The organism is Pantoea sp. PA1 (assembly GCF_056856975.1).
This window is the reverse complement of record NZ_JBXGEE010000004.1, coordinates 300,912-313,010: the sequence shown is the minus strand read 5'-3', so window position 1 is coordinate 313,010 and position 12,099 is coordinate 300,912. Positions and strand designations below refer to the sequence as shown.

General features: G+C 57.5%; 12 protein-coding genes. 6 read left to right on the top strand and 6 right to left on the bottom strand.

Annotated features, from left to right (window positions below; genetic code table 11):
* Positions 1-10: 10 nt before the first annotated feature.
* On the bottom strand, positions 11-2,257 hold the full coding sequence (ptsP, locus tag AC1V0D_RS17035; RefSeq protein WP_482907796.1) for a phosphoenolpyruvate--protein phosphotransferase: 2,247 nt from the start codon (positions 2,255-2,257) through the stop codon (positions 11-13).
* Between the two features lie 12 nt (positions 2,258-2,269).
* A complete protein-coding gene (gene rppH / locus AC1V0D_RS17030) occupies positions 2,270-2,797 on the bottom strand; it encodes an RNA pyrophosphohydrolase (RefSeq protein WP_009087042.1) in 528 nt (175 codons plus the stop codon).
* 684 nt (positions 2,798-3,481) lie between these two features.
* Between rppH and mutH the strand changes: the two genes are divergently transcribed.
* From mutH to AC1V0D_RS17010, 4 genes are all read left to right on the top strand, one after another.
* Positions 3,482-4,159: a DNA mismatch repair endonuclease MutH gene (gene mutH / locus AC1V0D_RS17025; protein WP_058958022.1), complete on the top strand. Its 678-nt coding sequence runs from the start codon at positions 3,482-3,484 to the stop codon at positions 4,157-4,159.
* A 99-nt stretch (positions 4,160-4,258) separates the two neighbouring features.
* Positions 4,259-4,969 carry a TerC family protein gene (locus AC1V0D_RS17020; protein WP_046102486.1) on the top strand — a complete coding sequence of 237 codons (711 nt, stop codon included), beginning with the start codon at positions 4,259-4,261 and terminating at the stop codon, positions 4,967-4,969.
* A 118-nt stretch (positions 4,970-5,087) separates the two neighbouring features.
* The gene (locus AC1V0D_RS17015; RefSeq protein ID WP_009087047.1) at positions 5,088-5,306 is read left to right on the top strand and encodes a YgdI/YgdR family lipoprotein; all 219 of its coding nucleotides are present in this window, start codon (positions 5,088-5,090) and stop codon (positions 5,304-5,306) included.
* Between the two features lie 151 nt (positions 5,307-5,457).
* The gene (locus AC1V0D_RS17010; protein ID WP_009087049.1) at positions 5,458-6,498 is read left to right on the top strand and encodes an NADP(H)-dependent aldo-keto reductase; all 1,041 of its coding nucleotides are present in this window, start codon (positions 5,458-5,460) and stop codon (positions 6,496-6,498) included.
* Positions 6,499-6,536: 38 nt separating this feature from the next.
* On the opposite strand, the gene AC1V0D_RS17005 is transcribed toward AC1V0D_RS17010, so the two are convergent.
* Positions 6,537-6,986, bottom strand: a complete 450-nt coding sequence (locus AC1V0D_RS17005) for a GNAT family N-acetyltransferase (RefSeq protein WP_482907795.1) — start codon at positions 6,984-6,986, stop codon at positions 6,537-6,539.
* A 70-nt stretch (positions 6,987-7,056) separates the two neighbouring features.
* Complete coding sequence (lysA, locus tag AC1V0D_RS17000) at positions 7,057-8,316, bottom strand: diaminopimelate decarboxylase (protein WP_482907794.1); 1,260 nt, start codon at positions 8,314-8,316, stop codon at positions 7,057-7,059.
* Positions 8,317-8,418: 102 nt separating this feature from the next.
* Between lysA and AC1V0D_RS16995 the strand changes: the two genes are divergently transcribed.
* Positions 8,419-9,339, top strand: a complete 921-nt coding sequence (locus AC1V0D_RS16995; RefSeq protein ID WP_009087056.1) for a LysR family transcriptional regulator — start codon at positions 8,419-8,421, stop codon at positions 9,337-9,339.
* On the opposite strand, the gene AC1V0D_RS16990 is transcribed toward AC1V0D_RS16995, so the two are convergent.
* Positions 9,336-10,499, bottom strand: a complete 1,164-nt coding sequence (locus tag AC1V0D_RS16990) for an MFS transporter (RefSeq protein ID WP_482907793.1) — start codon at positions 10,497-10,499, stop codon at positions 9,336-9,338. The two genes, AC1V0D_RS16995 and AC1V0D_RS16990, sit on opposite strands and share 4 nt — an antisense overlap.
* A 348-nt stretch (positions 10,500-10,847) precedes the next feature.
* On the opposite strand from AC1V0D_RS16990, the gene AC1V0D_RS16985 reads away from it, so the two are divergent.
* Positions 10,848-11,474, top strand: coding sequence for a serine protease (locus tag AC1V0D_RS16985; RefSeq protein ID WP_111208375.1), 627 nt, complete (start codon positions 10,848-10,850; stop codon positions 11,472-11,474).
* Here AC1V0D_RS16985 and AC1V0D_RS16980 read toward each other — a convergent pair.
* The gene (locus AC1V0D_RS16980; protein WP_033736044.1) at positions 11,471-11,965 is read right to left on the bottom strand and encodes a cupin domain-containing protein; all 495 of its coding nucleotides are present in this window, start codon (positions 11,963-11,965) and stop codon (positions 11,471-11,473) included. The genes AC1V0D_RS16985 and AC1V0D_RS16980 overlap by 4 nt on opposite strands.
* Positions 11,966-12,099 lie beyond the last annotated feature (134 nt).

Genomic DNA, 12,099 nt, shown 5'->3' with positions numbered 1-12,099 from the left:
AGGATGGCGCTTAGCGCCCGCCGCGAATCAGGCCACCCAGGCCGCGCCGCTCCATAAAGGCCGACACCACATGGCGCACTTCGGTGGCGGTATGCGCATTCATTCCCTGCTCGCTGAGCTTCTGCGTTTCTTCGTGATCCAGATGACGCAGCAGATATTTCACCCGCGGGACGTTTTTACCGTTCATGCTGAGATGGCGATACCCCAGCCCGACCAGCAGCGCCACGCACATCGGATCGCCTGCCATTTCACCACACAAACACAGTTCAAGATTCGCGAGACGGGCTTCCTGCGCGATGGCATTCAGCGCGCGCAGCATCGCCGGATGCAGCGAGTCGTACAGGTTCGCGACGCGGGTATTGTTGCGGTCTACCGCCAGCAGATACTGCGTCAGGTCGTTGGTGCCGACCGAGATAAAATCGATCCGCGACGCCAGATGCGGGATCATAAACAGCATGGAAGGCACTTCGATCATCACCCCAATGCGCGGCGCGGGGATCGGGTAGCCCAGCATCTCCTCCACTTCGCGACCGGCGCGATCGATCAGCCGTTTCGCGTCGTCGATCTCGTCGATGTGACTGATCATCGGCAGCAGAATGCTGAGATTGCCGGATGCCGCATTGGCGCGGAGCATGGCGCGCACCTGCACCAGAAAAATTTCTGGCTGATCGAGCGTCAGGCGGATGCCGCGCCAGCCCAGGCAGGGGTTCTCTTCACTGATCGGCATATAGGGCAGCTGCTTATCCGCCCCGACGTCCAGCGTTCGCAGCGTGACCGGCTTGTTGTGAAACAGCTGCAGCATGCCCTGATACTGCGCCACCTGCTCCTCTTCCGACGGGAAACCGTTCTGCAGCATAAACGGAATTTCGGTGCGGTAGAGCCCGATGCCATCCACCCAGCTGCCGAGCGCCTGCTCATGCTCCGGGCTTAATCCGGCATTGAGCATCACCTGCACCCGCTCGCCACTTTTCAGTTCACCCGGCTGATCGACAACCCCTTCCGCCATCCTGCTCAGCGCATTCTCTTCGCTGATCAGGCGCTGATACTCCTGCACCAGCACCGGCTCCGGATCGATCAGCAGCTCACCGCGATAGCCATCGACAATCAGCAGACGTTTGTTGAGCTGATGCGGCTGGATATCCGCGCCCATCACGGTCGGGATCCCCATCGCCCGGGTCAGGATCGCCGCATGGGAGTTGGCTGCGCCATCCCGCACCACCACGCCTGCCAGCCGCTCCTGCGGCAGCTCAGCCAGGGTCGTTGCGGTCAGCTCATCGGCCACCAGCACGAAGCGTTCCGGCCAGGCATTGGTGCCGACCAGCGAGTCATCAAGGTGAAACAGCAGACGCTGGCCCAGCACCCGCAGATCGCCTGCGCGTTCACGCAGATAGTTATCCGTCAGGCTGGCGAACTGCTTAGCAAACTTCTCGATTACCTGTCTGACCGCCCACTCGGCGACCGATCCGCGTTCGATCTCATCAAACAGATCTTTCTTCAGCCGGGCATCGGTCAGCAGGTGGGAGTAGAGGTCGAAAATGGCCGCGCTCTCTTTCTGTGCGCTGGCGCTGAACCGTTTACTGAAGCGGCGAAATTCACTCGCGGCTTCGGTCATGGCGATTGACAGTCGCTCGCGCTCACGCTGCACATCCAGCGTGGAGGCGGCGGAAACCTGATCGAGCAGCGGCTGCGTCTCATCGACCCAGCCAGGTGCCACCGCCACGCCAGGCGCGGCCGCAATCGCGCGTACCCGCGTCTGCCGGAACTGACCAAACAGCTGGCCCATCTGAGACTGCGACAGCAACGCCGCCATCTGGGTCGCCAGGGTGACCAGAAACGACTCTTCGCTTTCATCAAACTGACGGTGTTCGCGCTGCTGCACCACCAGCACGCCAAGAAGCTGACGGCGGCTGATAATGGGCACGCCGAGGAAGGAGCGATAGCGCTCCTCTTTCACTGCGGGGATATATTTGAAGCTGGGGTGGCTCTGGGCGTCCGCAAGGTTAATCGGCTCGGCCAGACGGCCCACTAAACCAACGATCCCCTCATCAAACGCCAGCGTCACAGTGCGGCCACGCGGTTTTTTGAGTCCGCGCGTCGCCATCAGGTAATAGCAGCGACGATCGTGGTCGGCGAGGTAAACGGAACAGACTTCCGTTTCCATCGCCAGACAGATCTCATTGACCAGAATGTCGAGTGCTTCATTGAGACGCGGCGCACTCGCCACTTTTTCTACAATTTCGCGCAACTGAGTGAGCATAAAGGGCGTGGCCTATCCTCTCTTACGTCGATGGGCAGGATTGTTTCGCTGCCCCGCACTCTCCTGCATAGACATCACCACGCCAGCGAATTCCTTCATCACCCGGCGGTAGACGTCGCGTTTAAAGGAGACAACCTGACGCACCGGATACCAGAAACTGACCCAGCGCCAGCCATCGAACTCCGGCGTGCTGCTGTGCTGCACATTGATATCCGCGTCATTACACATTAACTGCAGAAGAAACCACTTTTGTTTCTGGCCGATACATACCGGCTTTGTGTCCCAACGCACCAAACGTTTTGGCAACTTGTAACGCAGCCAGTTACGGGTAGAGGCAAGTATTCGGACATCTTTCCGGTGCAATCCGACCTCTTCAAACAGTTCGCGATACATCGCCTGTTCTGCGGTTTCACCGGGATTGATGCCTCCCTGAGGAAATTGCCAGGAGTGCTGTCCAAAGCGCCTGGCCCATAACACTTGTCCCTGCCGGTTACAGATTACGATACCAACATTCGGGCGGTAGCCATCATCATCGATCACCGGACTACCTCAAAGCAAAATTTGAATAAGCTGATTGTTTCACACTCCTTACAGGCGGTAAACCACTGGATTCATGGGGGGTTGCGCCGTCTTTGTCGGGATAACTCACAGAAAATGGTAAAGTTATGAACAGCAATCAGAAAAATGGTCGATCTTATTCACCTTTTCTGTGGATAGCTTTGTGCAGAACACGGGAGTTAACTGAATAACCTTTTCAGCGCACTCTGAACCGCTGAAAAGAGACCGCATTTTATACCGTTGATTTAAAACATAATAACTTTAATTTCGCCACGTTAATGCGTTTCCTGGCAGGCGGATAAATTCACGCCCGCTGACAATCGGTTAAAATATCACCACACCGCTTTTTATCCACAGAGAATCGCTCAGGGTTAGGCCAGAGCGACGAAATTATGGTCAGATCGTGAAAAGTCAAGGCTGTAAATGGAACCAGTACCGCATCGGGAAGGGGGTTATCCCATTTTTCTGTGGATAACCGGGCTGGAGATCCTGTTCATTGTTGCGGGTAAGCCGGGATAACCCTGGCAGCCTGAGGGTGACATCCTGCAGATCCACTAAAAAAAGCACGATCTATCATGTTATTATCGAAGCCCGATAGGGTTTATTTCAGCCGCACAGGTTACCCTCTTTTTATTGTTCAAATTTTAACCAGCAAGAGTTATCAACATGAGTCACCCGCCAGGCCCGCCTGAAAATGAAGCCAGCCTGCTGGCCCGGGCGCAGGAGTTAGCCGGATTAACACTGGAAACGCTGGCCGCTCGCGCCGGGCTGCCTATGCCTGCCGATCTTAAACGCGATAAAGGCTGGGTCGGGATGCTGCTGGAGTGGCATCTGGGCGCCAGCGCAGGCAGCAAAGCGGAGCAGGACTTTGCCCATCTGGGTATCGAACTGAAAACTATTCCGATTGATGCACAGGGCAAACCGCTGGAAACCACCTTTGTCTGCGTCGCCCCCCTGACCGGTAACAGCGGCGTGACCTGGTCGAACAGCCACGTGCGGCACAAGCTGGCGCGGGTGTTATGGATCCCGGTGGAAGGCGAGCGTGAGATTCCACTGCGGCATCGCCGTGTCGGCGCGCCGCTGTTGTGGAGCCCGGATGCAGAGGAGGAGGAGATGCTGCGTCAGGACTGGGAGGAGCTGATGGATATGATCGTGCTGGGTCGCGTTGAGCAGATCACCGCCCGGCATGGCGCCTGGCTGCAGATTCGACCCAAGGCCGCCAACAGTAAAGCGCTGACGGAGGGCATTGGCGATCAGGGCCAGCCGATCATGACCCTGCCGCGCGGTTTCTATCTGAAGAAAAGTTTCACCGGCCCCCTGCTGGCGCGTCATTTTCTCCTCTGAACTCCCCCGCCCTGGCGGAAATGTCGCAATTTTGTGGGTGATCGGTGCAGCCATTGCGTATAATCGCCGTTTACTTTTCGTTTAGGATTGAATGTCGGTATGTTTGAGTGGATTTCCGATCCCAACGCCTGGCTGGCGCTGGGTACCCTGACCATCCTTGAGGTGGTGCTGGGTATTGATAACATCATTTTCCTGTCACTGGTGGTCGCGAAACTGCCTAAGCACCAGCAGGCAAGCGCCCGTCGCATTGGCCTGATGGGCGCAATGCTGATGCGTCTGGCCTTACTGGCCTCAATCGCGTGGGTTGCCCGTCTGACTAATCCGCTGTTTACGCTGCTGGATCACCCCTTCTCGGCACGCGATCTGATCCTGCTGTTCGGTGGCCTTTTCCTGCTGTGGAAATCGAGCATGGAGATCCATGAAACGATTGAAGGCGGCGAAGGGGAACACAATACCCGCGTTCACTCCTTCCTCGGCGCGATTGTGCAGATCATGATGCTCGACATTATTTTCAGCCTGGACTCCGTTATCACCGCCATCGGCCTCTCCGATCATCTCTTCATTATGATGGCGGCAGTCGTGATCGCGGTGCTGCTGATGATGTTCGCGGCGCGGGTTATCGGTGAATTTGTCGATCGCCATCCGTCAGTGAAAATGCTGGCCCTCTCTTTCCTGATTCTGGTCGGTTTTACCCTGATTCTGGAGAGTTTTGCGGTCCACGTACCAAAAGGTTACATCTATTTCGCCATGTTCTTCTCAATGGCGGTTGAGTGCCTTAACCTGATGCGCAGTAAGAAAAAGCCCGCCTGATAAAGTCAAGGGCGAGCCTGCTCGCCCGGATATTTTCAGAATTCTGCGATTAATCCTGCCGGCAAAACCATTTATTACTACACTTTTTGCACTTGACGATTTGTGAGGGGAAGGCGTGATGAAAGGGCTGGCAGGATTAGCAGCGGTAGTGATAACCGCAGCGTTATTAAGCGGATGCAGTTCAGATTATGTGATGGCGACCAAAGATGGCCGCATGATTATGACCGAAGGCAAGCCGAGCATTGATAAAGAGACCGGCCTGGTGGAATACACCGATCAGTCAGGTCACGCAGTGCAGATTAACAGCGATGAGGTTTCAACGATCATTGAACGTTAAGTGCCTGATTTAATCATCTGCCACCCATTCTGCGCTGGCAGATGATTTCCCCGATTTTTCCCCCTTCCTTCCCCGCCATGGCTCGCGCTATAGTCCCTCAGGACACAACATTCCATTCGCTCTATTCCCGATAAAGAAAAGGAAGCTGGCAATGCACTATCATCGTATTCCCCACAGCACGCTGGAAGTGAGTCAGCTGGGGTTGGGCACCATGACGTTCGGCGAACAGAACAGCGAAGCTGACGCGCATGCTCAACTGGATTTGGCTATCCGTTCCGGCATCAACTTTATTGATACTGCCGAGATGTATCCGGTGCCACCGCGCCCGGAAACCCAGGGTCTGACCGAACAATATATTGGCAGCTGGCTGAAACAGCGCGGCAGCCGCGACAAAATCATTCTGGCCAGCAAAGTCGCCGGCCCTTCCCGTGGCAACGACGCCTCAATCCGTCCGGACATGGCGCTGGATCGCAAAAACATCCGTGCCGCCCTCGACGCCAGCCTGAAACGGCTGAACACCGACTATCTGGATCTCTACCAGCTGCACTGGCCGCAGCGCCAGACTAACTTTTTTGGCAAGCTCGGCTATCAGTACAGCGAAACCACCGCGCAGGTAACCCTGCTGGAGACGCTGGAGGCGCTGACCGAACAGGTGCGGGCAGGAAAGATTCGCTATATCGGGGTCTCGAACGAAACGGCGTGGGGGGTGATGCGCTATCTGCAACTGGCGGAGAAGCATGAGCTGCCGCGCATCGTCAGCATTCAGAACCCCTACAGTCTGCTGAACCGCAGTTTTGAAGTGGGTCTGGCCGAAATCAGCCAGCATGAGGGCGTTGAACTGCTCGCCTATTCGAGCCTGGCGTTTGGTACGCTGAGCGGTAAATATCTGAATGGCGCGCAGCCTGCGGGCGCACGCAACACCCTGTTCAGCCGCTTCACCCGCTACAGCGGTGAGCAGTCACAGCAGGCGATTGCTGAGTATGTGGCGCTGGCCCGACAGCATCAGATTGACCCGTCGCAGATGGCCCTCGCCTATGTGCGTCAGCAGCCGTTTGTCGCCAGCACGCTGCTGGGTGCCACCACCCTTGAGCAGCTGCAGACAAATATCGACAGCTTCAATCTGACCCTGAATGCCGAGATTCTGGAAGGGATTGAGGCGATTCACCGTCGTTTTACCTACCCGGCTCCCTGAGTGCGACTGCCAGCTGCCGCAGAGGCGGCTGGCTTCTCTCACAGCGTGCGGCAGTAGAGCGAGACAGGCTTGTCAGGATACTCCAGCGCCTCTCCCGCCGCCTGCCAGCCAAACCGTTCGTAATACCCTCTGAACGCCGACCAGAGCCACAAGCGTGGAAAGCCCCGCGCCTTTGCATATCCGATAACGTGCTGCTGCAGCGCCTCGCTGACTCCTCTGCCGCGCGCCAATTCATCCACATAGAGCGCCGCCAGCCAGGGGAAGAGATCCTGACGACTGATCAGATCGCAGCGCCAGAGTCCCACTGTTCCGATCGCCCTGCCCGCTTCCACGGCCACAAAGGTGACGGGAAACTCTGCCCCCGTCAGGCTGCTGTTAACCACGCTGGCGAAGAACGCCCGGCTGCTGGCCTCACCGAATGCCCGCCACTGCCAGTCAGTAACCTGATCGGCAAAGTGGGGCGCGTCGCTGAGCAAGACAATCTCCATCTCCCGCTCTCCTCTGAAAAATGCTGACGCGATAAGCCCGCGTACAGGCCGTCCGGTCGTACTGTATCGCTTATTCGCCAATCTCCAGTGCCAGCAACGACTGAATGGTCTGCGCACGGCGGATTTCGCGCGGCTGGCCCTGTTCAAACAGCACTTCCGGGATTAACGGACGGCTGTTGTAGTTTGAGGACATCGAGGCACCATAAGCGCCCGTGTCGTGAAACACGAGGTAGTCGCCGACGCTGGCCGCCGGGATCGCACGCGGTTCTACCATACCGCCTTCCAGCTGGGTAAAGACATCGCCCGACTCACACAGCGGCCCCGCGATGACGGTGTCGATCGTCTGCCGATCATCAATCGCCCGCTCATCACCCGCCATCAGCGAGATGTGGTGATAGCTGCCATACATGGAAGGACGCATCAGGTCACTGAAACCGGCATCGACCAGCACAAAGTGACGGCTGCCCATCGACTTGACCGCCCTCACCTGAGAGACCAGCACACCTGACTCAGCCACCAGGAAACGGCCCGGTTCAATCTCCAGCTTGACCGCGTGCCCCAGATGCTGAGCAATCCGCTGCCGGGCCGCATCCCACAGGCCGAAATAGTGATCGGTGTCGATCGCCTCTTCGCCAAAGCGATAAGGGATAGAGAGGCCGCCGCCCGCAGAGATTGCCGTCAAATCCTGACCGGACGCCATAACCAGTCCGACCATCGCATCGCAGACCTGCTGCAGGTGCGCATAATCGACACCCGACCCGATATGCATATGGATGCCCACCAGCTGCAGGCCGTGCTGCTCAATGGCGGCCAGCGCCGCGGCTAAATCACCGTGCCAGATACCGTGCTTGCTGTTTTCGCCGCCGGTATTGGTTTTCTGGCTGTGACCATGACCAAAGCCAGGATTGACCCGCAGCCACACTGCGTGACCGGGTGACACTGCGCCAAGCTGATGCAGCATATCGATTGAACCGGCGTTCACCGGAACCTTCAGCGCCGCAACCCGCTCCAGCGTCGGCTGGTCAAACAGATCGGCGGTAAAAACAATCTCATCGCCACCCGGCTGGTAGCCTGCCGCCAGCGCACGTTCGATTTCACCCAGCGAAACCGAATCCACTTTGACCCCCGCCGCCCGCATCAGGCGCAGGATATGAATATTTGAGCAGGCTTTCTGCGCAAAACGTATGACGTCAAACGCCTGCAGCTGCGCAATGCGCGCCTGAATAATCTGCGCGTCATAGGCCCAGAAAGGTCCGGCGTAACGGCGGGCCAGCGGCAGCAGATGAGCGGCGTTGAGGGTGGTTTCGGTACTCTGTAAGGAACGTGGCATAACAATTCTCCTGTGGCGATAGTTCCATTAAGCCAGAATCATGCCATAGCGAAAAATATCTGTTTTAATAGCATCTATGCAGAATGGATATAGGGTGGCGACATGGCGAACATCAACTGGCGGCATATTGAAATTTTTCATGCGGTGATGACCAGTGGCAATCTGACTCAGGCCGCCACGCTGCTGCACACCTCTCAGCCGACGGTGAGCCGGGAGCTGGCGCGGCTGGAGCAGCAGCTGGGACTACAGCTGTTTGAACGGGTACGCGGCCGGCTGCAGCCGACGGTGCAGGGATTGCGCCTGTTTGAAGAGGTGCAGCGCTCCTGGTACGGTCTGGATCGCATCCGGGAAGCCGCAGAGGGACTTCGCCAGTTTCGTCAGGGCGAGCTGTCGATTGCCTGCCTGCCGGTTTTTTCTCAGTCGCTGCTGCCGCCGCTGTGTCAGCCCTTTTTAGCACGTTACCCCGACGTGAGCCTCAATGTGATCCCGCAGGAGTCGCCGCTGCTGGAGGAGTGGCTCTCAGCACAGCGCTACGATATCGGTTTAACCGAAACCCAGCACGCCCCGGCCGGTACCGATCGTCTCGCCCTGCTGACCTGTGATGAAGTGTGCGTTCTGCCACAGCACCATCCCCTGAGTCAGCGTGCCGTGCTGACGCCGCATGATTTCGCTGGCGAGCGGTATGTCAGCCTCTCGCGCAGCGACAGCTATCGTCAGCTGCTGGATGCGCTGTTTCAGGAGCAGGGGGTTGAACGGCGGCTGGTGATAGAGACGCACAGCGCAGCCTCAGTGTGCGCCATGGTCAGGGCGGGTACAGGCATTTCGATTGTTAATCCGCTGACGGCGCTGGATTACGCCGACAGCGGATTGGTGATGCGTAAGTTCAGCGTGGCAGTGCCGTTTACCGTCAGCCTGGTCAGGCCGCGGCACCGACCCGCCTCAGCGCTGGTCGATGCCTTTGTCAGCCATCTGCAGGAGCAGGTGACCGCCTTTCCGGCACGTATCGCCGCCCGCCTGGCTTAGGCGCGGACGCTGGCAGCCGGGCGGCCTGGTTTGCGGAAGGTCATCAGGCAGACCAGCAGGCCGATGAGCGCCAGCGCAGCCGCCGCGACCGGCACCGCCGTCAGGCCATAACCGCGACCGATGACCGCACCGCCGACCCAGGCACCCAGCGCATTGCCCACGTTAAAGGCCGCAATGTTCAGGGTGGAGACCAGATTAGGAGCCTCTTTACCGTGACGGACCACGTTGATCTGCAGGCCCGGTACCGTGGCGAAGGTGGCCATCGCCCAGAGGAACAGGGTGATCTCCGCCAGCCACAGCGCGTGGCTGGTCCAGCTGAAGAGCAGAGAGAAGATGGCGATCAGCGAAAAACTGAGGATCAGGCTGAATGAGACTTTCCAGTCGGCCAGTTTGCCGCCAAGGATATTCCCCACCGTCAGGCCCGCACCAATCAGGAACAGCGTCCAGCTGACGCCGCGGTCGCTGATCCCGGTGATCTCTAACAGCAGAGACGCGATGTAGCTGAACAGCGCAAACATCGCCGCCGCGAAGCAGACCGTCATCAGCAGAGAGAGCCACAGTTTTCCGTTAGCCAGCGCGCCAATTTCACTCGCCAGATGAACCGGCTTCTCCTGTTTGTTTGTCGGCAGGCTGACAATCAGGGCGATAAAGGCCAGCACACCGATCACCGCCACACCCCAGAACGTGGCCCGCCAGCCAAACATCTGACCGAAGCTGGTGCCCAGCGGCACGCCCAGCACGTTAGCCAGGGTCAGCCCGGTAAACATCAGGGCGACAGCGGAGGCCTGACGTCCGGCTGGCACCAGACTGGCGGCGACGACCGCACCGATACCGAAGAAGGCCCCGTGACAGAGCGCGGTGACGATACGTGCCAGCATCAGCAGGTTGTAGTTGTACGCCAGCGCGCAGAGCAGATTGCCGACAATAAAGATCACCATCAGCAGAATCAGCGTTTTTTTACGCGGCAGTCTGGCGGTGAGCAGCGCCATAATCGGCGCACCGATCGCCACGCCCAGCGCATAGCCGCTGATCAGCCAGCCCGCCGACGGAATGGAAACCTGAAGGTCGCGCGCCACGTCAGGCAGCAATCCCATGATGACAAATTCGGTGGTTCCGATGGCGAACGCACTCAACGCCAGCGCCAGTAATGCAACAGGCATAACACTCTCCCAGTCTTATTTGCAGGTGAACCGCGCGGACACGCAGCCCCTCGACGCTTATTAAAATTTGATCTGCGTCACAGTGAGTATTACAGCACAGCCCGGATAAGCGACATAGCCTGCGAAGCGCAAAGGATTATTGCCGTTGCCGCAATAATCCTCGCCTCCTGATGCTCTCTCTCGCTATCTGAGGGCAGCGGCTGCCCTGTCTGTATCGCGTCAGGTTGCCATTTCCCGTTAACCGGTTACCTTTTTTATATGTGATTCATTAATTATTCCGCAACGTTGCCGATATATCCCTAATCAATTGCCAGGTGTAGTTATCAACTTCTGACGCAGGGAGAGAGAATGCAACGACTCATAGCCTTGATGGTCTTTGCTCTGACCGGCTGCTCGGTTGGTCATTATGAGTACAGTAAAGAAGCTGAAAAGCGGGTTGATATGACCGTGACCGGCATTCCGACCATACTGGGTATCGGCACGCTCGGCACCACCATCCCGCTGACGCCGGAGTACAGCCTGACCGCCGCCCATGTGGCGAAGTTTTCGCTTTATCGGGTCAAAGCCTGGCATCCGCAATGCGACCTGGCGGTGGTCTACCACAAAAACAGCGAAGTAAACCTGCCTCCCAGCTTCCGCAACAGCCATATCGGCGACAGGGTGAACCTCTACGGCTACAGCTTTATTTCGGCGATGCCGGTCAGTTCCAGCGGGCAGAACCTCATCAATACCACGCTGGCGAACAGCTGGAACAAGCCAGACTGCGTCGTGGTAGCGGCGAATGCAGGAGTGGTAAAAGGCATGTCAGGCGGTGCGGTTTATAACGCCTCTGACGATACGCTGGCGGGGGTGATTGTGGGCTACAGCAATAACATCGATGATAATGTCACCGGTAAGACGCTCTACAAGAACGTTGCGCTCTATGTGCCCTATTCCCGCTTTCAGACCTGGCTGGATCAGGCGATTAAATCCTAAGATTTTTTGTCGGGCAAACCAGGATGGTTGCCCATAGGATGTTCGGGCGGATTGAGCCATCTGTCTTCACGGGTTGCTTCGTAGTCCGGGTTAAGAGGGTAAGCAATACGATTTTCAGGCTTACTGGTCTCCCCCACCACTAAAAAGCGTGCCTCATGCTCACTGTTGTTTATAAAGGTGTGGCAAATGCCAGTGCCCGCCGGAAAAGCCACGGCATCACCTGGCGACAACGGGTACAGCTCGCCGTTGATCCAGGCATCAGGATGACCTTCAAGCACAAAAATGAACTCTTCTTCTGCGCTTTCTGCGTGGGGATAAGACATGCGACGTCCGGGCAACAGCCTTTCATGATGAATGCCAAGGCGGGTTAATCCCAGCAACCTGCCCAGTGGAGCACCAATCGACATGCGCTCATCGCTGTCGGCATAATGTTCGTTATCTTCACCTTCCAGCGCTTGCCAGTGGCGAATGCAGTCGGGACGTTGCATCATGTTTGCTCCTGGTTAAGGTATTCAGCCTGGCATAGGGAGCCGCACGGCTCAAGCATCGCGAGGCGAACAGCAGTGTCTGATTCTGGCATAGGTATAAAAAAGGCCGGGATATCCCGGCCTTTTCTGTTAACAGT